18 protein-coding genes are annotated in these 21858 nt (G+C 45.4%); 16 read left to right on the plus strand and 2 right to left on the minus strand.

The window, feature by feature from the left end:
• The first annotated feature begins 1 nt into the window (after position 1).
• The 7 genes from AC1DWN_RS00585 (at position 2) to AC1DWN_RS00615 (ending at position 10739) form a co-directional block, all read left to right on the plus strand.
• On the plus strand, positions 2-2374 hold the full coding sequence (locus tag AC1DWN_RS00585; protein WP_477557004.1) for a transcription initiation factor TFIID: 2373 nt from the start codon (positions 2-4) through the stop codon (positions 2372-2374).
• 68 nt (positions 2375-2442) lie between these two features.
• Positions 2443-3729 carry a vWA domain-containing protein gene (locus AC1DWN_RS00590; protein WP_477557005.1) on the plus strand — a complete coding sequence of 429 codons (1287 nt, stop codon included), beginning with the start codon at positions 2443-2445 and terminating at the stop codon, positions 3727-3729.
• 22 nt (positions 3730-3751) lie between these two features.
• Positions 3752-4387 carry a beta-mannanase gene (locus AC1DWN_RS00595; protein WP_477557006.1) on the plus strand — a complete coding sequence of 212 codons (636 nt, stop codon included), beginning with the start codon at positions 3752-3754 and terminating at the stop codon, positions 4385-4387.
• 137 nt (positions 4388-4524) lie between these two features.
• Positions 4525-5784 (plus strand): TRAFAC clade GTPase domain-containing protein, encoded by a 1260-nt coding sequence (locus tag AC1DWN_RS00600; protein WP_477557007.1) that lies wholly within the window; start codon positions 4525-4527, stop codon positions 5782-5784.
• Entirely contained in the window at positions 5784-8699 is a 2916-nt protein-coding gene (locus AC1DWN_RS00605) for a GAP1-N2 domain-containing protein (RefSeq protein ID WP_477557008.1), read from the plus strand. Before AC1DWN_RS00600 ends, AC1DWN_RS00605 begins: the two co-directional genes overlap by 1 nt.
• Positions 8700-8878: 179 nt before the next feature.
• On the plus strand, positions 8879-9304 hold the full coding sequence (locus AC1DWN_RS00610; protein ID WP_477557009.1) for a helix-turn-helix domain-containing protein: 426 nt from the start codon (positions 8879-8881) through the stop codon (positions 9302-9304).
• A 7-nt stretch (positions 9305-9311) separates the two neighbouring features.
• Entirely contained in the window at positions 9312-10739 is a 1428-nt protein-coding gene (locus AC1DWN_RS00615) for an MDR family MFS transporter (protein ID WP_477557010.1), read from the plus strand.
• Between the two features lie 76 nt (positions 10740-10815).
• Here AC1DWN_RS00615 and AC1DWN_RS00620 read toward each other — a convergent pair whose 3' ends face one another.
• A complete protein-coding gene (locus AC1DWN_RS00620; RefSeq protein ID WP_477557011.1) occupies positions 10816-11112 on the minus strand; it encodes a hypothetical protein in 297 nt (98 codons plus the stop codon).
• A 171-nt stretch (positions 11113-11283) separates the two neighbouring features.
• Here AC1DWN_RS00620 and AC1DWN_RS00625 point away from each other — a divergent pair, with 171 nt between their 5' ends.
• The 6 genes from AC1DWN_RS00625 (at position 11284) to AC1DWN_RS00650 (ending at position 16662) form a co-directional block, all read left to right on the plus strand.
• On the plus strand, positions 11284-12069 hold the full coding sequence (locus AC1DWN_RS00625; RefSeq protein WP_477557012.1) for an arylamine N-acetyltransferase family protein: 786 nt from the start codon (positions 11284-11286) through the stop codon (positions 12067-12069).
• 346 nt (positions 12070-12415) lie between these two features.
• Positions 12416-13180 carry an RNA polymerase sigma factor gene (locus tag AC1DWN_RS00630; protein WP_477557013.1) on the plus strand — a complete coding sequence of 255 codons (765 nt, stop codon included), beginning with the start codon at positions 12416-12418 and terminating at the stop codon, positions 13178-13180.
• A 42-nt stretch (positions 13181-13222) separates the two neighbouring features.
• A complete protein-coding gene (locus AC1DWN_RS00635) occupies positions 13223-14221 on the plus strand; it encodes a hypothetical protein (RefSeq protein ID WP_477557014.1) in 999 nt (332 codons plus the stop codon).
• Between the two features lie 19 nt (positions 14222-14240).
• Positions 14241-15662: a DinB family protein gene (locus AC1DWN_RS00640; protein ID WP_477557015.1), complete on the plus strand. Its 1422-nt coding sequence runs from the start codon at positions 14241-14243 to the stop codon at positions 15660-15662.
• A gap of 116 nt (positions 15663-15778) precedes the next feature.
• Positions 15779-16180 carry a VOC family protein gene (locus AC1DWN_RS00645; RefSeq protein WP_477557016.1) on the plus strand — a complete coding sequence of 134 codons (402 nt, stop codon included), beginning with the start codon at positions 15779-15781 and terminating at the stop codon, positions 16178-16180.
• A 32-nt stretch (positions 16181-16212) separates the two neighbouring features.
• Entirely contained in the window at positions 16213-16662 is a 450-nt protein-coding gene (locus tag AC1DWN_RS00650) for a pentapeptide repeat-containing protein (protein ID WP_477557017.1), read from the plus strand.
• 461 nt (positions 16663-17123) lie between these two features.
• Here the strand turns inward: AC1DWN_RS00650 and pyk are convergent, their stop codons facing one another.
• Complete coding sequence (gene pyk, locus AC1DWN_RS00655; RefSeq protein WP_477557018.1) at positions 17124-18539, minus strand: pyruvate kinase; 1416 nt, start codon at positions 18537-18539, stop codon at positions 17124-17126.
• Between the two features lie 105 nt (positions 18540-18644).
• Between pyk and AC1DWN_RS00660 the strand changes: the two genes are divergently transcribed.
• The 3 genes from AC1DWN_RS00660 to AC1DWN_RS00670 all read left to right on the plus strand — a co-directional run bounded on the left by AC1DWN_RS00660 (position 18645) and on the right by AC1DWN_RS00670 (position 21774).
• The gene (locus AC1DWN_RS00660; protein WP_477557019.1) at positions 18645-19406 is read left to right on the plus strand and encodes a helix-turn-helix transcriptional regulator; all 762 of its coding nucleotides are present in this window, start codon (positions 18645-18647) and stop codon (positions 19404-19406) included.
• A gap of 85 nt (positions 19407-19491) precedes the next feature.
• Entirely contained in the window at positions 19492-20613 is a 1122-nt protein-coding gene (locus AC1DWN_RS00665) for a copper amine oxidase N-terminal domain-containing protein (RefSeq protein ID WP_477557020.1), read from the plus strand.
• Positions 20614-20871: 258 nt separating this feature from the next.
• Positions 20872-21774, plus strand: a complete 903-nt coding sequence (locus AC1DWN_RS00670; protein WP_477557021.1) for an NAD(P)/FAD-dependent oxidoreductase — start codon at positions 20872-20874, stop codon at positions 21772-21774.
• The last annotated feature ends 84 nt before the right edge of the window (positions 21775-21858 follow it).

Raw genomic sequence — 21858 nt, forward strand, 5'->3', positions numbered from 1 at the left:
TATGAGACGAGAACTCGATCGATTCGCGGCTGATTATTCGGCCGCCGAACAGAAATTAAGCGGGCAGGATGATGACCAGAGCAGCATCCACTATCCAACCGTCTTTCTATTCATTGGTGATGAGGCAGAGCAAGCGATTGAGCCTATGATGCACTCGAATGAATGGAAATGGGACAATAACGCTGGCGTTATGTATGTTCATGTGGCATCGCGCGGCAAGGAAAATGGTTTCCAATCACCGCAAGTTATGCAAGCTCTGCTTAACGGGCTTGTCGCAGCTCAAAGCGATAACAAGACTGTACGAAAAGATATAGGGGATGCTTTCCATAAAGAGGGACAGCATCTGGTGAATTTAAACCGGACACTGCGTCAGGTCAGTGACAAGATAGCCGATTACGGACGTTTGTATGCGTCCTTCGATCGGCTGCATCTTGCCGTTATTACAAGGGTCGATGATCCAATGAACATTCTTGTTCCACAAATATCTTTGCTTGCTCAAGCTATATTTTTGCAGCTGTTCAAATCGGTGCAAATGGATTTGTATGCGTTAATTAACGAACGTGAGCAATCGGAGACGTTTGGTTATGCGGGCGCGGCCGGAATAAGCTTTTTGCGTGAGCTTGAAGGGCTGCAGCGTCCTGATTATTCCTATTCTGCGAACCTGCAGGTTACAAGTGATGGATTAGCGATACCAGTCATTCACAAGTCATCTCCTTTATTCGATCTCGTATATGTGCTGTCTGACCGTAATGAGAAGGGGATTGCTACTCTTAACGGCATGCAGGATAACTATGAGATCATTTGTCATACGGTCCTGCTGAAGAATAGAAAACGCAAAGACACTCAAGTGCTGTCGAACGACGGAAGCTATAATAATTCTTCCTTCAAGAATAGCCTGATGTCCGAGTCTGGCAGACAAGGATTTGTCTCTGCGGGTCTGTCTAAAGTGAAACGTCCCAATTATTCGATTGCTTTGACTGTGCTCTATCACTTCTTTATGCAAATTCAGATGCGGTTGAAGAGTACGCCAGAGCTAAGCGATAAGGAGAAGCTTTCCTTCTTTGGGCTTGATGCTTCAACAATCGAGGCACGGGTAGCTGGCATAGTGCCAGGCGAGGAAAGAATCGCGGATATGATGGGTCTCTTAACGAGCGGTATTCGTTACGATGAGCTAAAGCGTATGACACTGCGTGAGGCGGAGGCCGCCTTGTTCGGTGATGGTTGTGCTTCTTTCTTCCAAAATCAATTCACTCGTATCGCGGAGGAACGTCTTAGTCATATAAAAGTGTCTGAGGAGCTGCATCAAGCCATCTCCCGAAATAAGCAAGGACGTTCGAATATCGGATTCTATCAGCTTTCGGAGTGGACGGACGAGAAAAATGAGGACGGCAGCGTGCAGGAAGGCGTTCGCGCTAGAATGCGTGATTTAGTTAGAGAGATTGATATGGCGCGCGAAGAGCTTGAACGCTGCCAAGAGGCTAGGTCAGAGGATTTAAAGTTTAAACGTATTCCGCTTTTGGAGAAGCAAAATATGCGTTCCTTTATTCGCGTCTTTTTCGACACGGTATATCGTATGCACTGGCAAATCCTACAGCTTGAGATAGAGCTTGCGCTATATCGGCGCTTCGCGGCTGAGCTGGAGCGTCTGCATGTGCCTTATCGCCTTCAAGTCGAGCAGATGGATAGGCTGGAGGAGGAGCTAAAAGCAGCTGCTCTTCAAAGCATTCGAATGGCGGATGATTATATCGGGCAGAACGTATTCGATTATTATGAGCGGGTAACCGAAGGTGTAATGAAGGATATAGAAGAAAAACGAGGAGCCTCAATTTTCTTCGAAGATCGCTATATCGGTAGCGTGACGGAGCTGCTGGCAAGCGGCAGCGATAAGCTAACTGAACGATTGATTGACGTATGCCGCAAGCATATCCTCACCGCTGAGCCGTTTGCTCAGACGTTCGAGGGAGAACTTTTGCAGCGGGCTAACGTATCAGTAGCCTACAGCAACCAGAAGGCTTTATCGCGAGATGAGCTGTTTAATCGGCTTTACAGGACGCTGGAGGATAACGCGACTATAAACATTAGGCTATTTGACTATACGCATGAGCATCGTCATGAAGAAAAATATTTTTTCGGCGATGGCGAGAGCGAATTTATTCGCTACGCGCTTGGCGTTGATGAAGGTTCCCGCATCTACAAGCTAGGCTGTGTGCACGAAAAGCGCAGCAGCGGAGTAGAGAAATTGAATTTGATGGGCGGCTTCCATTTAGAGGACTTGATGTATTACCGCAACGGCAAGGTTTACTACGAAACTTATCTTCAGAACGGGTACGAGTTCCATACCATTGAATCTGATCTGCTGCCTGAGCTTCGCTGAACAGTAAACGGGAAGCCGCGTCAATAATCATTGTTCCTCATTAGAAGTCTGGAAAGGATGCTGTCATCGTGCAACGGAAAATAAATGGGTTACTGCTTTTGTTTAGTTTAATAGGGGGCGCAGTGGGCTTCGCTATTGGCGAAATACTGCTGAACGCCCTGTATTCAGGCTGGCCTCGCTGGGTTGTAATGGGCTTATACTTTGGGGTCCTTGCTTTATGTATCGGGCTGGCTTGCCTAGTTGCTGAAATGATCTCGCCTAAGCTAAGCGGCTCCTCTTGGCGTCAACGCTATACAGGTCTATCATGGAAGCTGCTGGTGCCGGCAACGCTTGTGCTGTTGTTCGCAGTCGGCAGCTTATTGCAGCTTATATACGGACTACACCTTGGTGGGCAAAAGCAGGTGAAGGATATCGTTCTCGTGATTGATAATTCAGAAAGCATGCTGGAGACCGATCCAACTAGCGAACGATATAACGCCGCGAAGCAGCTGATTAATAACATGGATAGAGATAAAAGGGTTGCGGTTGTCGTGTTCAATGATACGGCAGAGCTCGTACAGCCGTTCGTAAGTGTAAGCAATCAAGCCAGCAAAGACTCCGTTAATGCGGTAATTGATGGACTTGATAAAGCAATCGGCGGTACAGACTTTGCTGCTGCGCTATCAGAATCGTTGAGTACGATTGAGAACAGCGAAATGGCTGAGCGCGGGACAATGGTTATTTTGCTATCGGACGGATTTAGCGAATCAAGCATTACCGATTTGCTTGCGACTTATAAAGAGAAACAAATAGCTATAAATACGGTTGGTCTTAGTCTTGTGAATGAAAACGGCACAGCGCTGCTGAAGCAAATCGCAGGAGAGACCGGAGGAAGCTATCACGATGTAACGAAAGCGACAGGACTCGCACTCGTGTTCCAAAGTATTTATGATACAATCGATGATCGAACGCTATTAACGGAGCGAACTGGTCAAGCAGCTGACAGTGTCATCTATAAAATACTGCGAATTCTGTCGATCGCGATTATTGGCATTGCTATTGGCGTATCACTCGGCATCGTGTTTGACAATCGCTACTTGGCGTTAAGCTTTGGCATTGGCGGCTTGGTAGGCGGTCTAATAGCGGGCTTTCTGCTGGAATCGGGCTTAACAGGACAGTCGTTCGGGGACGGAATCAGCCGCTTTGCCGCTGATCTAATACTCGCGTTTATTATCGGACTGTTCCCGCTTATTGTACCGATTAGGGAAAATAACAGCACTAGGCCGCAGCGCGGCGCAAGAAACAAAGGCTTGAGCGATCATGCTGCATCCGGTCAAATGGGACGTGGGAAAGACAACCGGAGTCATGGATTTTAAACGATTTTGGAGGCGGAGATAGATGCGTTATATAGATGCGGAGCAGGATTCCCCGGTGATCAGCGAACTAACTCGAACAATCGAGGGGGATACCTGTACGCTCCGCTGGCATTGGCCGGGAAGCATAGAGGCGGTCTACATCAGGAAGGTGGCAGCTGATCAGGAGCAAAGCAGCGACCAGAGCACAAAGGGCTTAAAGCTCTATACGAAGGCTGAATATAAAGCGAACAACGGCTATCACAGCCGCATCGAAGGAATCGGACGTTATATTTTTAACGTGTATGCTTGCCAAGAGGGAATGGATGGTCCGCAGCTTATTCATCAGCCGAATGGTGAAAATGAGATTGAGATTAGTGCGGGTAAAGCAGCCATTCACTATTCGATCCACTCCAAAAGCGGTATTTTTCAAAAATACAAAACGATTCAAATTCAAGTGACGACCGAGGTGCCAATCGCCAAGGATGTTCTTTGCTATGTTAAGAAGCAGGGAGGCTTTCCCGCGAATAAAGAGGACGGTACATTATACCCATTCGTCAGCCCCTTTAGCTCAGGGAAAAACCTGCTGCCTGCTATCGAGGTTGGCAAGAAGGATTTTATAAGATTGTTTTTCACTGATGGTCGAAGATACGGACAAATGTACGAATTGATTTCGGTATAAATGTAGCTAGAAATTTTAGAGTTATATAGAATGTATAAGTTTCACTCTTATCCATTTCTATATAACCACCGCGAAACGAGCTTATGCCGCCAGAGGACGGCGACAGCCGTTTACGCTTGATAAAGGAGGTTGGTCGCATGGGCATTTTCGATCTATTCAAAAAAAAGCCTGAGGCAAAGCCGAGGCCGTTGTTCTACGATATTGTCTGTCCTTATTGTTTCAGTAAATTTACCCCGGACGAGGCTGTATTCCGCGCCACCCATTCCCGTGAAGACGATGAGGATTACGCGCTTGGCGAGGATGAGGAGCTCAACAAATATCGGGAGCGGTTCGGACTGGATTCCGTTCATGATATGGAAGCTGTACTTCGTCCGCAGGATGTACCGGAGGAGCAGCATGTTTACTCAGACCATGTGCGTATTGGTCTCAATGATCGTCACGGCGAATTGACTCGCATAAGGCTTTGCCCAAAATGCCATAACGAGCTTCCCGTAACAGCGGGCAAAGTTCCAAGTAACATCATCTCCATTATAGGTGCTTCCCAAGTAGGGAAATCGGTGTATATGACGGCATTAATTCATACGCTGCAAAATACGACAGCCGATCATTTTAATGCAGCTTGCATGCCGCTTAATGCGGAGATCAGTCGAAAGTTCCGCACCTATTACGAGGAGCCTTTATTCGAGCGGGGCGATCTGCTTGCTTCTACTCAGAAGGAGAAAATGCAGGAGCCATTTATTTTTCAATTTGTATTTAAAGATGAATCGAAGCCGCCGCTGACGCTCGTTTTCTTCGATGTAGCGGGAGAAGGTATGGTTGAGCAGGATTATCTCGGCTTGCACGGCCAGCATATCAAAAACTCAGCAGGCATTTTGCTGATGGTTGATCCGCTGCAAATCCGTTCGATCCGCGAGAAAATTCGGATACAGCTTGGGGACAAGCCGGGTGAGTGGGTGTCGCAATATGACGAGCCACGTGATGTTGTACTGACGATGTTCGGCGACTTTATCGCTTATCAGGACAATAGTAAAACCGATATTCCGACAGCGGTTGTGCTGACCAAGAGTGATATGCTTCATTCGCTTAAGGATGAGGACGGCGAGTATATTAAGTCGAACAGCAATATTTTCAACAATATGGTGCATCGCGATTATTTCAATCTAACTGAATTTGAAAATATTGACGGAGAAGTTCGGCGCTTCATCGAGAAGGTCGATCGCCCATTCAAAGGGACGATGGACGTCTACTTCAAGGACACGGCCTATTATGCGGTATCCGCGCTTGGCAGTAACCCGGTGGATCAGAGGATGCAAACCGTGGTCAGTCCGATTAGGGTTGATGAGCCTTTTATTTGGCTGCTTTACAAGCTGAACTTCATTGAAGGGAGAAGAGATTAGTGCGTGATTCTACTCCGGGCAGAATGATTCAGCAGCAGATGTACGCACGGGAAAGACGCGGTATTTTCCGCTCCACGGAAGGCTACGACACCATTGCCAAGTCGAAGGGCTTAGACAACAATTTTATCAAAAAACAGCTCCATCCGTTTTGCGTGTACGATGCTCCTTCCGAGCTTGCGGTACGCGGGGAGAAGGAGGATGCTGCTTATCCAGAAACGATGCATCTTCTCCATCTCGAAAACGGCGATATTTTGTTAGGACGCAGTGTATATAGGTCGGCTGATTTCACGGGACTTCGCAGTGCTTTTTTTACACATAACTATATCCTTCCGGGAAGTGAGCCTCATCGGTCTCCTTCTGATTATAAAACATGGCTGCGAGCATCCTTTGCCGAGAGCTATGATATTCACGATGGAACGGATCTCTCTGAACTCGCAAGCCTGCCTGTTCAAACGATCATTCCGGTTGTGGACCATCGTTCCCTATTAGATGAGCTTCATATCGGAGAAAAGCTTTTCAAGCAGCTATTGTTTGCAGTGATGGCTTCAGTCGGCGGTAAAAAGAAAATATATGTCGCTCTGGACGTGCCAATCGCGGAGCTGCCTGGCAAAGCCAAGCAGCTGCTTACGGTTCTGTATGCGAGCTTACCTTATGAATTCCGCAAGCAGTTAGGTTTTATTACTTATGCCAAAGAGCCACAAAGTCGTAAATCCGTTCATCTTACGTTCGTCGAGCAGGGCAGCTTGCGTGTTGGCGATCGAAGTATTGAGAAGGATTTCACGTTTGATTTTGCCAATGACAGAATGACTAACGTTGATCTGGAAGGAACGGATCAGCCGTATTTGGATTTTGCTTGGGACAATTTGGAACGCGGTGAGCGAGCAGAGCAGTTTTATCAATTCGCCGAGCTGATGCTCTTAAATATGGATTCGGAACGACAGGTTGCTGTTTCTAGCTATCATGAGCTAGCTGTTATGTTTCAAATGGAAGAAAATAACGATAAGCTCTACGAAACTCACAAAAGTGCTGTTTTGCGAGGAATGCTCGATTATTTGCGTCCGACCGGCTCGCTCAATTTGAAGATGCGTTTGAATGATCTCTTTCTGTCTCGGTTTGACTATGAATATGATCGGATGAGGCAAGGAATTATACCGGAAACATTTATTGCGGAAAGCTTCAAGGATTATTATCACATTGATGGCAAGCATAACGAATCGAAGATCATTGCTTTTTTCATGATGTCCATTAACTGTGCAAAGACTCAAAGGAAGACGGATGCGGTTGCTTCCTTCTACGCGGCAATTGAGAGTAATACTGCACTAAGCCAAGCCTTTTTCGCCAAAATACTTCTTGATTCCAAAAATGCTGAAATCTTCTTCATACCGTTCATTGAAGAGAAGATGAAGCAAGCAGCGGGTGTTAAGAGTATTCTTCAGGTGATTGAGCAATGGACAGCCGTTCATCCTCAGCTATATAACTATGGACAGTTTCTAGAGCTTGCCTCCGAGCAGCTTAAGGATAAGCTGGATCGTGAGCATCGTTCGATGGCTGCGGTTAACCAGACTATGCTACAGCTTAGCAAGCTTAAAGGAGAAGCGGGGAGTGGTAAGAAGTCTGGCGCTGCTGAAGCTTTACACTTCTATCAAGAGCTGGAGCTTACGACTTATCGTACCTTTCTGTCCGATTTCAATCTGGATAAACTTACGATGGCGCAGCTCGAACAAGCCGTGTTTCTTGGTGCTAAGGACCAGCTGAAGCGGTGGAATGAGCATTTGAAGGATTCACGGCGGCAATCGCTGGCGCTTGTGCTTAGTGCGCTGTATGATTGGTTGACGCTTCCTGAGCCGAATGCCCTGCTAACCTACCAATTGTCACCGGTAGAGATTGATCAGATGCAGGAGGTAGGACGGCGACTATTAGAGGGGAAGCTGCAGCTTGCTCATTTTGAGCGTCTTACGCTAGTGTTTCGTGACAGCTCGGATACAGAAATTGTGGATTATACGGCACTGCTCGACTTTCTTTCAAATAACTCAGAAAACAAAGAAACGGCCTACCGGTTTTTTCAATGGTCAGAGAAGCATCCTGATTTCATGAGATCGAGAGGCTTCGTGCCTGCATATGCTTCGGCAATTATTGCATATTTTAAGAAGTATGATCGAGATGCCTTTAAGAAACGAGCCAATTGGAAGCTATATTTTGATAAAACGGGCCCCACCCTTAAAGCGATATATAAGCAGGCTAAACAGGAGCTGTCCTCGCCTGCGGCGAGGTTTTTTCGCAGGAATCGGAAAGCGACCGTAATTAGCTCAGTCACTACCTTAGGCGTTATATTGGTGGTTGCTGGTGTGCTCATGACTTTAGGGGATAAGGAAAAACCGGGTGGAATTGTGTCAGTACCGGAGATTACGCCTACGGATAACTCAGCTGTGGTGAAGGCGGATACGCTTGTACATGTACAACAAACGTCGGCATCAGAAGGAGTGGAGGCCAAAACCTCGCTCATTTTCTTATTCAAAGATGCATCAGCATGTGCGGCTTTCAAGCCAGAGAGTTTGACCATTAAGAAGCCTGATAAGGAAACACTTGAATATACGGGATTATATTACGCACCTGCGTGTCAGGATGCAACTGCGAAAGCTTCGCCTACACCTTCAACTCCAATAGAAGGCGGCACACAGAATAATACAACGGATACACCGGCAGAACAGTCTGAATCGGAGACTGAGTCTCCAACCAACTCCCCTACTGATACTGGATTAGATACAAGCGTTGGTAATGGCGCTGGCAATGACGCTAATGCGGAGCAGGATCTCTACACGAGCAAGGTTATTGTTGCATTAGGCAAGCAGGTAGAGCTTCCGCTTAACAGTATCGTTCTGGTTGGTGAAACGGAATATACAATTACTGAGCCCTAACAAACAAATGGCTTAAAATAGTTGAGGAAGAGCATCCTAGTAGGGATGCTCTTTTGTTTTACCTTCACGCGAATAAGTGATTGGCTCATTTAAAAATTAAAGTTGCGACCAAAAGTTAACGTTGACGTTAACTGTCACTGGGAGTATGCTTATTTTAATGATCATGGGGGTGCGGTGTTTTGAGTATATGGAAGATTGAAGAAGTAGCGAAGCAAACAGGATTAACGAAACGGGCAATTCGGTATTATGAGGATTTCGGACTGATTTCTGCTCCCGAGAGAACATCAGGCGGTATTCGCATCTATTCAGAAGAGGATGTTGAGCAGATTAAGAAGATATTACTCGTGAAAGAAGTGCTAGGATTTTCACTCGCAGAGATTCAAGAGCATCTTTCATTTAAGGCCATGTTTGAGCAGCAGCGAAACGAAGTATTATCTTCAGAGGATCGTGAAGAACGGAAGCTTAAGCTTCAAGAAATGTTAATCAATTTAAAGAAGGAACAAGAACTGATTGATAATAAGATTATAAAAATGGAGCAATTCAAGAAAGAATTACATGGTTTTGAGGTGCGCATATTAGAAGCTGTAGAACGACTAGAAGGATAGGGATCTTATGAAACAGATACAACAAGAGCAAGGGACGACGGCGTTCTGGACGATTATGATTGCAGTATTTTTCGGCAATTTCATGGCATCGCTAAGTACAACGACAATAAATGTGGCATTGCCTGTATTTATGGATGATTTTGATGCTAGCTTGAATACGGTGCAATGGATGCTGTCCGGCTTTATGATGGCTACCGGAATTATAGCGCCTATCATTGGTTTTCTGGGCGATAAATGGAGCTATAAACGGCTATATGTATTCGCGTTAGCTGGTTTTACACTGGCCTCGGTATTATGTACGTTTGCTTGGAGTATAGAGTCTTTGATTGTTTTCCGTATTTTGCAGGGTATCTTCAGCGGCATTATTATGCCCACGACGATGACAATCATTTACCAGACGGTCAAAAAAGAAAAGCAGGCGGTCGCGATCAGCCTATGGAGTGTTTCAGCTATGCTGGCACCAGCTTTAGGTCCGACGATTGGTGGTTGGTTGACCGAAATTTATGGATGGAAGTCCTTGTTTCTTATGAATATTCCTATCGGTCTTATCGCGGTAGTTGCTGCTATACGATACATTCCAAATTACAGGCTAAGTAAAGGTGTTAAACTCGATTGGATTGGCTTTGGTGCTGTAGTGATCGGAACAAGTTCGCTGCTCATCGCATTTAGCGAGGCGCATAGCTGGGGCTGGGCTAGCGGTCTGACGTTAGGGCTTATTGCTTTTAGCATGATTATTCTTTCGTATTTCATCCGCAGGACATTGAAGGTCAGCAATCCGTTATTGAATTTGCAAGTTTTGAAAATTCCGAGGTTCACTTACGGTCTGATTCTGAACTGTGCGATTACAATATCACTTTATGCAGGAACTCTATTAGTTCCTATTTTCATGCAAAATATTAAAGGAGCATCGAGCTTGACGACAGGGATGATCATGATGCCTGGTACGCTTGCGATGGCGTTAATCTCTCTTATTGTTGGGCGTTTGTATAATAAGGTTGGTCCTTCTAGGCTAATTTTCGTGGGCCTTGTTCTGATGGGGGTTGCTACTTGGGCGCTCAGTTATGCGGATGTGACAACGGGCGTGCTCTTCGTTACGATTTGGCTTGCTATTCGCTACGTGGGTATAGGCTTTAGTAATATGCCAGTGACCAATGCCGCTATGTCAGCCGTACCTGCCGAAAACTCAGGGCATGCTTCTGCGGTAATGAACTGGATCAGACAAGGCAGCGCGGCTTTATCGATTAGTTTGTTCAGTTCTATATTATCTGCACAAACGATAGCGCATTTGGCAGAAGATAAGGTTTCGAAAACCGTTGCGCTTTCGCTCAGCATCCAGGATGTATTCCACCTTGGAACAGTCATCATTATCGTGTCCGTGCCGCTTACATTACTGCTTCGGAAACGTAAGGAGCCGGTCGTACAGCTCGGCAAGTAATCGCACAAAAACAGCTAAAGCTGTCACTTGAACAGAATCATCTGTTTAAATGACAGCTTTTTGGTTGCATGCGAGCCTACAGGAAGGTAGTCGGCTTCATAAAGCTTTTCGCTAAATTATCGGACTGATGATCCTTATTGTTCGGTTTATAGTTCTCTAAAACATCAATGGTGTAGTCCTCACTAGGGTTATTCGATCTGAAAATAAACTGTTCTCTGTTCTCTATGTGAACATCATGCCCGCACTGCTTAAGGCATTCTTCAAAATCCTGTAGGGTGGGCTTCTGATTTTCCTCTAAGAAAATGAGGGCAGTTAGCATTGTCGTTTCATTTCGGCGGATAATCTTGAAATAGACGGTATGTTCTTTTTTCATAAGCGGCGCCTCCTAAACTAATGTTAAAGTCCTGTTGTTATAATTATATTATGTATGAATTGAAATGAGGAAGCAAATATTTGTCCGTATAAAGGCAAAACCATAAACAACATGATTGAGCTTATGGCAGGAAGATGATAAAGTCTGATTATTAGGGAAGGATGGAATAAAATGAGTGATAATCGCAACCATTTAAAGGTTGAAGTGCAAGCCTATTTGGACCGGATTGGTTATGAGGGTCCAGTTGATAGTAGTATAGCAACCCTTTCTAAGCTGCAGGAGTGCCATCTACATAACGTACCGTACGAGAACCTTGATATTTTGAACCGAAAGCCTTTGTCGCTTGAAATAACTGATCTCATTGACAAAATCGTTGTTCGCAGACGGGGCGGTTTTTGCTTTGAGTTAAATGCGCTTTTTGGCTGGCTGCTGCGAGAGCTGGGTTACACAGTGACGGATCTTTTTGCGAGGTTCTGGCGCGATGAAACGAATGTTCCTCCAAAACAGCGTCATCATGTGCTGAAGGTCGAGGTGGAAGGTACTTTTTATTTATGTGATGTGGGCGTTGGTGGCATCGTGCCCCGCAATCCGATCGAGATCATTGAAGGCGTTCCTACTGAACAGGGAAATGAAATTTATCGATTAGATCGTGACGAGAGCTTTGGTTGGGTGCTATGTGAGCTGGCTCACGGTCAATGGAGATGGATTTATTCCTTCACCGAAGAGCCGAAGCTGCCAATAGATTATATTATGCCCTCTTTTTGGTGCGAAAATGCGCCGGATTCTATTTTCATTAACAACCCTATTGTTGCGATCCGGACGCTGGAGGGGCGCAATACGGTTGCCGGAGAGCAGTTTCGCATTTTTAAGTCAGACGGTGTACAAACCATCACTCCGCAAACGAAAGAGGAGTATAAGGCTGCCTTGCACACTCATTTCGGCATCGTGATTGAATAAGTCAAGGGCTGTCCCTTAAGGTCATAGACTTTGAGAGACAGCCCTTTCGCAAAAATACCGCATTATTTGGGCTCGGATGACCTATCTATATCCTCCTGATCGAACTAGTCTAAGATTCTAATATTACCTCTATCCCTGTATTAAAAGTAAAATTGAAACATATAAAGATATAATATACAGAACATCTGTTCTGGGTTATTATCTTTACGTAGGATAATTTTCCATTACACACAATGGAGATCATGAGGCTGCCTGCAGGGCGGCTTTATTATTTTCTTTAATAAATATTTCTATAAGGTGATAGGTATTGGGCATGGACGGCATCTTTCATATAGGAGGGATGAATTTGGACGTATTGGCGCTTGAGAAGGCGACCATGTTAGTTGGCGAATCAGGTGAAGAGCAGCAGGAAAAGAAGCTTGTTGAGCAGGCTCGTGGCGGTGATCAGGAAGCTTTCGGTGAGCTTGTCCGCCGGCATCGGGCGAAGGCGCTCGGATTGGCGGGATCGCTCACAAAGGACTCTTTTCTGGCGGAGGATATCGTGCAGGAAGCGCTTATTCGTGCTTTCCTTCATTTGGGCACGCTTACAGACGCGAGTCGATTCATACCTTGGCTGCATCGTATCGTACGCAACCAAGCCTATATGAAGCTGAGACGGGGAGGGCCGCATGGCAAGGAGCGGCCGTTCGGAAGCTTTTTGAGCCAATCGGGCTTGCCTGATCGGGGGAGGGGCGGAGAAACGGTCGATTGGAGCGATATTGACAGCATTCTGTTTCACATGACAGATCATGCCAAGGAAGAATCGCAAAGCGGCCAAAATCCGGAGCAATATTTTCTCCGCCAAGAAATGCTGCAGAGCATCCATATGCTGATTCGTTGTTTGAACAGGCGGGAGAGGAGCATTTTTGAGGCGAGATTTTTCGGAGAGCTGCCTCCTTCAGAGATTGCTGACCTGTTCGACACGACAACCGCGAATGTCTATAACACGCTTTCTCGCACGCGCATCAAGCTGCAGAAGGAACGGGTGCGTATTTCAATCGGTTTGTATGTGCAGAGGAGAGCGGCTTTAGGACTGCCAAGGCGCCGAATTCTTACCCCGCCAAAGATGTGAGAGGAATAGATATGCTTCATTAAGAAGGAGATGCTGCGATTTATGGCTATAGAGAAAGACTGGTCGAAGACGTGGACCTCAGCGGCAGCGGCTATTCATGGCGCTGTGAGCAATACGGATAAGAAATATTTGACTTTGACCGATGTCATGGGCTTTACTGGGCACGCTTTCCGGATGAACATCGATCCGGCTACGGTCAATGCGGCGGGGCCGACCTCGTTTCCCGGCGGTTATATTTTGCGCCGGAATCTATGTAATTTAGGTTTTATCAGCTGCTTAGCTGATGCGATGAAACCGATTTCGCCTGAGAAAGTGGAGAAGACTATTGCACTCGTTCAGGATTCTATCGATCGCGGGATTCCAGCTATTTCATTCGACTTATTCATTCCTGAATTCGGTCTAATCTATGGCTATGATGACGAGCAGCAGGTGTTTCATGCGAAGGATATATCCAGGGACGGCACGTTGACGTACGCACAATTTGCCGATCCAAAGATTGATCTGAGATTTGTGTCGACGATCAGCGAAAGCTTGCCGCATTCCAAATACGAAATATGGCGCATGGCTCTCGAAATGATTGTCGCTCATTCGCGCGGCAAGGAATGGACACATGTGTTCGATAACAAATTCGCGCAAGGGCTTGCCGGCTACGACGCGTGGATTGGTGTCATGGAGCGGCGATGCGCGGATGAGGAAGGCAATGCTTACAACCTGGCTGTAGTCGGCGATGCGAGAGAATTCGCGGCGCGCTTTCTGCGCGAGCAGGCATTTGCTTGGGATGGAACCAACGTGGTGGAGCGGACGGTTCGCAAGCATGCAGGCGACGCTGCAATCCTTTACGAGGAGGTAGCCGAGGCATTCGTACAGCTTCGGAGCTTATTCCCATTCCCCGAGGGCGGCAATCCGAAGGATCCGAATAATGCAGACCGCGCCATCCAACTTCTTCGGCAAGCGCAAGCAGCGGAGACGAAGGGCGTCGAGGAGCTGGAGCATTTGCTTTATTTTATGAGGGAATATTATTCGGAGATTTGGGTCAATTAATCGTGACATGAGGAGAGGGATGAGAGAAATGGCTTTGACGGAGAAACGGATGTTTGATCACAAGGGTGGGTTCGAGCTTGCGGATTTGAGGGATAAGAAGCTGCATATGGTCTGCTTGAAGGGTGCTGAACTTCATGGCGTTGATGCAAGGAACACTTCACTGGAGCATGTGAATTTTGTTCATTCGAAGTGGAACCATATTTTTTTCTCGAACGTTCATGTCAATGAAGTGCAAATGGGCGGTACCCTGTTCGAAAATATTCGAAGGCCCGATGCCGAGGCAAGCCGATTAGAAGAGGAAGCTGGAAAAGACGGCTGGATTAACGTAGAGCCCGTTCGTTTCCGGACAAGTGATTTGAGCAAAGCGGTGTTCGAAGCTTGCAACTTAAACGGTGTGGAACTGATCGATTGCCAAGTAGATGGGATGATGATTAACGGCATTTCGGTTTCGGAACTGCTTCGTCACTATGGCGAGAAACGGGAATATCCGCAGGTTATCGAGCAATTTAGACAGCTGCGCGACGAGACGCTTGCTTTGGCGGAGACGATTCCGCCCGAATGGAACGACCAGATTCCGGAAGGCTTCAATAACAGCTTGCGTTGGAATCTCGGACATATTCTTGTTGGTTGGGACCATGCGATTTTTCCTAAGCTGGGTGACTTATGGCATGTTCCGGAACATTACCATTATTTATTCCCAAATGGCTCGAGTCCGAAGACTTGGCAATCGCCGGCTCCGGCAATCGAGGAAATTGTTATGAATTTGCGTCAACAGAAGGACGACATTTCAGAAGCAACGGCAATGAAACTGAACGGGCCTCTTGCGGAGCCGTTTCTGCGAATTGCAACGATTGAGGAAATGTATGGCTTCATGCTGCGCGAGGAGAGGCATCATTTGAATGTCATGAAACGAATTATAGCAGCCATTGAATCGAGTAGGCCAAGTGAAGTGGGAAGCCAGACGCCTATGTTGGTTACAGTCCCAGGCTTTACGGTCGCGGGAGTAGCCTTCGATGCAAACTTGAAGGAAATAGGGGAGCAGCAGCTTGGCTTGCTTGCGCTTAATAAAGTTAGGGAAAACAGAGAGGAAATTGCGGGACGGCTGTCCGATGAGGTGCACCTCGTTCAGATCTATCCGATGAATCCTGGCTTTAACCCGCATGTTGACGCTTTTACACAATTAATTGGCTATAAGGTGGCTGAAGAATCGAATGTGCCAGAGGAGCTGGTGCTAAGATCGTTTTCCGAGCAGCAATATATCAAAGTAACGCATTACGGTCTGGAATCGGAGCTTGGCCGCACCTATGATTTGTTATATGGAAGCTGGATGAATGAGAACGGGCGCCAACCGGCAGGCCATGACTTCGAGGTGTGGGGCGAGCGCTATAGGCCGGATCAAGAAGATAATGAAATCGAAGTCTATGTTGCGCTTGCGCCTTAGCACGGCGAATAGAGAAGATCGTTTTTCACCATGCAAGATCCAAGCGGCAACCTATTTGATGTTTGGGGAAATCACGACTGCGTAATTCGATTCTAAATAAAGGGGATGACTGTCAAGTGATAAAAAAAATCGAGTGTGCATATGTGCCGGTAACGAATGTGGTAAAGTCGGCGGAGTGGTATGAACAGGTATTAGGAATGAAGCTCCGTTCTCCCATTACCCTGGGGAAAGGCGCGATTATGATCATGGATGAAGGGGGCTGGCTGTTTTTGCTTCCAAGCCCGAATATGACGCCGCTTACCTTTGATACAACAGGCTGGACTGAAGATGGAGAGTCGTTCGAGATGTTTCCAATATGCTTCGAGACCAATGATATTCAATCCTTGTACGCCTCCCTGAGGGATTCAGGCACATGGCTGGAGACAGATATAAGGGATGAGGGCGGCTGCGGATTGCAATTAAACTTCAAGGATCCTGACGGCAATAAATATCAAGTTTATCAGCAGCCTTCCAAGTAAGTGTCTTACTAATATTTAGGAGGAAAATGACCATGATAGATTGGACTACTGGGGCAGTGGATTTGCGTAGGACTGATATTTCAGGATCGAAATTTCAAGAAGTAAATGCAGAGCGGCTTGATTTCGATGATGTGAATTTAGCCGGAACGAGAATCAACAATGCTAACTTGCAAGAGTTGTCGTTGAATGATGTAAACTTGACTAGTGCGAAAATAACGAACGGAAATTTGAGCGATATCATCATTGAGAACGTACAATTCACTGGTGCTCAGTTTCGTAATATAGGCTGGCCCATTGATTGCGAAGATGCTAATTATCATCCTGAACAAAAATATAGGCCGGTGGTATTCGAGAATTGCAAATTGAGAAACAGCATAATCTCCAAGAGTGATTTATCTAATATTGTCATCACGGATTGCGATATTACCGGGTTAACAATTAACGGTATCGCGATTGATGAGCTGTTAAATAATTTAAAGTAAATGTAGAGGGATGCCGATATTAATGGCCCGATACAGGAAGTGCGAGACTTAATAGGAGTATCGAGAGGATAGTTAGTTCATTATGTGAGCTAAATATCCTCTATTTTTATGGCTCAATCATAAAATCAGCGGTTGACAGAAAGCGAGGAAAGCCTACTCTTCATTTGTCGTATTTGACTGTATTTCATACAATCTAATCATCCGTTTCGTAGACAAAGAGCTTCTAACTATCTGTTTGAATGTATCATTTCCATTCAAACATATAGAAACGTGGTAATATCAGCTGTTTGAATGTACAATATCTACTCTAATCACCATCCATCTACCTTTTCATTCATATATCCCTATCTATCCCTTAACAATCGTTGAAATATAGTGAAGGTACGGCACCTGTATATTCCCTAAAAAAAAGGAGCTCTCGATATTTATCGATAAGCTCCTTTTGACATGCTTATAATCTATTATACCAGCTGCACCTTAATGAGATTAGTTGCACCGGACTGCCCTATCGGAACACCAGCAGAGAGGACAACGATATCGCCTGTCTCAATAATTCCAGTTTGTTTTGCATTGCGAGTTGCAGATTCAAACATTTCGTCCGTTGTTGTTACGACATCGCCTTTAACCGGAATAACTCCGGAGAGCAAACAGATCTTAGGCAAAACATGATCATGCTGCGTGATAGCGATAATAGGCGCTGTTGGACGGTACTTGGAAATCATTCGCGCAGTAAAGCCGCTTGCTGTATACGTGAGAATAGCTTTGGCGTTCAACTCAAGGGATGAGCTAACCACGCCTTGGCTAATAACCTCGGTGATATTCGTGCTATGCTGCGTTCTTCTCTTATCAAACTGCTGCTTGTAGTCGATCATTGCTTCTGCTTTCTTTGCAACGGCAGCCATCGTTTGAACGGACTGTACAGGATATTTTCCAGCAGCGGTCTCGCCTGAGAGCATAACCACGTCAGCGCCTTGAATAACGGCATTAGCTACATCGCTCACTTCTGCTCTAGTTGGACGCGGGTTGACTTGCATGGATTCAAGCATATGCGTAGCAACGATAACTGGTTTTCCAACCAGATTACATTTATTAATCATTTCCCGCTGCATCATCGGAACATCCTCAATCGGAACCTCAACACCCAAATCTCCGCGCGCGACCATGATACCATCCGAAGCTTCAATAATCGCATCGAGATTGGTCATGCCTTCTTCATTTTCGATTTTGGATATGATTTGTACATGAGTAGCATTATTATCCTCGAGAATTTGGCGAATTTGCAAAATATCATCCGCTTTTCTTACAAAAGAAGCAGCTATGATCTCGATGTTGTGTTTAAGGCCGAATGCAATATGTGCAATATCTCGTTCTGTTACACCAGGAAGTGTCGTTTTGATACCGGGAAGGTTGACCCCTTTTCTTGGCTTCAATGTGCCGCCGCTAATAATTTTGCAACGAATGTCATTGCCGTCTATGGATAGAACCGTAAGATCAACGAGTCCATCATCGATTAGGATGCGATCATTGGGTTTAACCACAAGCGGCAGCTCTGCGTAATTAACCGACAAACGTCTAGCATCGCCAAGCACATCCTCCGTTGTTAACAGGAGCTCTTCGTCTATAACAAGCTCGCAGGATGCTTCCTTCAGCTTACCGATCCGTACCTCAGGGCCTTTAATATCCATCAAAATAGGAACAAATGTATTCAGCTCTCGAGCTGCCTGTCGTATGTTTTCCAATCGCATTACGTGATCTTCTAATTCACCGTGAGCCATATTCAATCTACCAACAGTCATACCTGCTTGGATCATTTCTTTAATGGTAGAAACGGAATCGCAAGCGGGACCCATTGTACAAATAATTTTTGTTTTTAGCATGTTGTAGGCCTCCTCATTTGTTCCATTGTAGCGCGTATACTCAAATGAAACTATGAACTATAGTATAATGAGTGTACTATAGTACAATTTGAAGGAGCTGAAAGCATGCTTATCATTTCAGATGTGCACCAAGATAATGGGGCTGACTGGTATGAGGAGGGGATCGATCATAATCTAGCTTTTCACCTTACGTTAATGACCTATGGTAAATGTGTATATTGGATAAACCATGAGAAGGTTATTTTGGAAAAGGGTGATTTACTGCTTATTCCAGGCCATATTCCTTACTATGGGAAGAGCATACCTACTGTAGTACATACGAAGTTTGTCGTTAATTTTAAGAAGACCGACATAGATGCAAGATTGCCCATACTTCAGTTGCAGGAGCCGCTAAAGCAGAAGCTAGGCTGCTACGAGATCATTCATGAACGAATGAGAGGGATGCAGGGTCAATGGAAGGATCGGCCTCACTATTATGAAATGATGGCAGAGGCCATGCTGACGGAAGCTTTAATTTATTTGAATCAGGAGAGAGATAGAGGTGTGATCTCTTCGGAAAAGCATCGCCGCATCGAGAGTATGAAGCAATATATTCAATTGCATTATCGGGAGAAAGTGACGAAGGAGGAGCTTGGTGATGTGATCCATACGACACCGAACTATGCAGCTACTTTGTTCAAAGCAGTCACTAATCAAACAATAAGCGAATACGTTCATCTTCTTAGAATGAAAACGGCTGTTTATATGCTGACCGAATCGGAGCTTACCATTAGTGAGATTTCAGATTTTTTAGGCTACAGTGACGTGTCCTACTTTCACCGCATCTTCAAGCGAAATCTGGGAAGTCCCCCTTCTGATTTCCTATAGGACATTAATTAAATCGCAACTTATTTCGACTCTAGCACGTTAGTAGGTTATATTCATCAATTTAACAACAGAGGATGGTATACCCATGGGATTGAAACATTTATTAAGTAAAAAGGTAGCGTTATCTTCCATAATAGCAGCTGCGCTTCTTGCGACAATTGCTCCGAACGGTATTTCGTATGGACAATCAGCTAGCTCATCGTCCTGGGTACAATTTCAAATAGGAAGCAGTACTATTAGCGATTATCGCGGTGAACATAAGATTAATGCAGTACCATATCTTCAAAACGGAAGTGCAATGGTGCCTGTGAGAGCACTAGCTGAAGGCTTACAAGCGGATATCAAGTGGAACGACACAACTAGAGAAATTGATTTAGCGCGTAATGGCCTAACTGTTCATTTGACCGTTGACAGTAATGCGGTCATTGGAACTTTTATTAAAAACGTTAAGCTTCCTCAGAAGGTAAAGATTATTAAAGGCAATGCATACGTTCCGGCCAAAATGGTAGCGCAGCTGCTTGGAGCTAATACCTCTTGGAACGAAAAGGAGAAGAAGATTCTTATTGAGGAAAGCAAAGAGACAATATCTCTTAGCTACTTTTTTGATCAAAGCGAGGATGGTTGGACGGGAGCTTTCGCTGATTTACCGGTCAAATATAATCCTGACATATACGAGCTGCAATATGCTCGTGAACTCCTCCCTACAGCCGATAATAAAACCAACTTTGGTTTAAAGCTTAAAGGAATGAATCGCAGCGATGATTTGTTCATGTTCGTTTCGAAGAAGATGGATGGTTTAACGCCAAACACTACTTATCAAGCAGCGCTTTCCTTTAATCTCTACACGGATCAAGCAGGCGGGATGATGGGTGTAGGCGGTGCACCGGGCGAGGCTGTCAGCATTAAAGCAGGAATTGTGAGTAAGCAGCCTGAGGTCATTGAGCTGGATGATGGAGGTGAACCTTATTTCCGTTTAAACCTAGATAAAGGCAATCAGCGGAATGAAGGTCAGGATATGAAAATTGTGGGTACTATGGTTCAGCCAAACGATGAGCTGAAGGGCTATCAGCCAGTTGCTATGAGCTACTCTACAACCATAAAATCAAATGATAAAGGTGAGCTTTATTTTATTATTGGAAGTGATTCAGGCTATGAGGGTTTAACTACCTTATATCTAGATGATATTGACGTGAAGCTGATTCCTTAAATATAAAAGCTATTAAATAAGTGATTACTGATCGGAGTATACCGATTGGTGATCACTTTATTTATTTTTTGGAGCGCAGCTTGACGATTTAGAGATATTAGGGGTATTATAGATACAATAACTCTTTAATTAAGGTTAGCGCCATTAAATGATGAAAAGAAGAGTGCGGTTCACTACGTATAATAAGCGCTTTTTTGGCTTAATTATAGATATAATAAGTCTTTAATATCTATTAATTAATAAAAGGAGATGATCTTTATGATTTATGATTGTGTAATTATTGGCGGAGGTCCCGCCGGGTTGAATGCAGCGCTTATGCTTGGCAGGGCAAGACGAAGTATGGCTCTGATTGATAACAATCGGCCCAGAAATGCTGTTACGCATGCGTCACATGGCTTTATTACGAGAGATGGTGTAACGCCTACGGAGTTCAGGCGAATAGCATATGAGGAAGTACTGCGTTATCCATCTGTCGATCATTTGCAAACGGAGGTAGTTTCGGTAATCCAAACAAATTCCGGATTTGAGATACATGATTCGTCAGGCGTGTGCATTCAAGCGCGAAAAGTGATCTTGGCGACAGGTGTAAAAGAAGTATTTCCTGAAATCGAAGGCTTTTATCAGCTTTACGGGAAAAGCTTGTTTAATTGCCCCTATTGTGATGGTTGGGAGCTGCGGGATCAACCACTTGTCGTAGTATCCGAATCTCCGTCTGTTATGCATACAGCCAAACTGCTGCTCAATTGGAGCAGGGATGTGGTCGTCTGCACGAACGGCCAAGCATCCCTGACGGACGAGCAAAAAGAATGGCTTCAACGAAAGGGAATCGTTCTGATGGAGCAGCCTATTTCAGCCTTCATCGGTAAAAACGGCAAGCTCGAGCATGTTCGTTTTGCTGATGGAACTCAAGTCGCGAGGACAGGCGGCTTTGTGGCCCCCAAGTTTGGACAGAGCGCACCATTCGGTGAAGAATTGGGCTGTGAAAGGACGGAGGCCGGCGGAATCAAGACGGATGAGCAGGGTAGAACCTCAATACCTGGTTTGTATGCTGCGGGGGATACTTCAAGGTTCATGCCTTCCCAATTGATTCTTGCAGCGGCTAGCGGCAGTCTAATCGCAACGAGTGTGAATTTGGAATTGACGGATGAAGATTTCAAATGACGAATAGGAGAAGTAGGTCGCTTTATTTGCTATTAAAGTGCTGTCTGAAACATAAAGTTAGAAAGTTCATATCAAGGAGCAGGA

The organism is Paenibacillus sp. P4_A7 (assembly GCF_056402455.1).

Coding starts and splice junctions, on each gene's coding strand:
- AC1DWN_RS00585 (WP_477557004.1), top strand. CDS start 2: ATGAGACGAGAACTCGATCGATTCGCGGCTGATTATTCGGCCGCCGAA.
- AC1DWN_RS00595 (WP_477557006.1), top strand. CDS start 3,752: ATGCGTTATATAGATGCGGAGCAGGATTCCCCGGTGATCAGCGAACTA.
- AC1DWN_RS00600 (WP_477557007.1), top strand. CDS start 4,525: ATGGGCATTTTCGATCTATTCAAAAAAAAGCCTGAGGCAAAGCCGAGG.
- AC1DWN_RS00615 (WP_477557010.1), top strand. CDS start 9,312: ATGAAACAGATACAACAAGAGCAAGGGACGACGGCGTTCTGGACGATT.
- AC1DWN_RS00620 (WP_477557011.1), bottom strand. CDS start 11,112: ATGAAAAAAGAACATACCGTCTATTTCAAGATTATCCGCCGAAATGAA.
- AC1DWN_RS00625 (WP_477557012.1), top strand. CDS start 11,284: ATGAGTGATAATCGCAACCATTTAAAGGTTGAAGTGCAAGCCTATTTG.
- AC1DWN_RS00635 (WP_477557014.1), top strand. CDS start 13,223: ATGGCTATAGAGAAAGACTGGTCGAAGACGTGGACCTCAGCGGCAGCG.
- AC1DWN_RS00640 (WP_477557015.1), top strand. CDS start 14,241: ATGAGAGAAATGGCTTTGACGGAGAAACGGATGTTTGATCACAAGGGT.
- AC1DWN_RS00650 (WP_477557017.1), top strand. CDS start 16,213: ATGATAGATTGGACTACTGGGGCAGTGGATTTGCGTAGGACTGATATT.
- pyk (WP_477557018.1), bottom strand. CDS start 18,539: ATGCTAAAAACAAAAATTATTTGTACAATGGGTCCCGCTTGCGATTCC.
- AC1DWN_RS00660 (WP_477557019.1), top strand. CDS start 18,645: ATGCTTATCATTTCAGATGTGCACCAAGATAATGGGGCTGACTGGTAT.
- AC1DWN_RS00665 (WP_477557020.1), top strand. CDS start 19,492: ATGGGATTGAAACATTTATTAAGTAAAAAGGTAGCGTTATCTTCCATA.
- AC1DWN_RS00670 (WP_477557021.1), top strand. CDS start 20,872: ATGATTTATGATTGTGTAATTATTGGCGGAGGTCCCGCCGGGTTGAAT.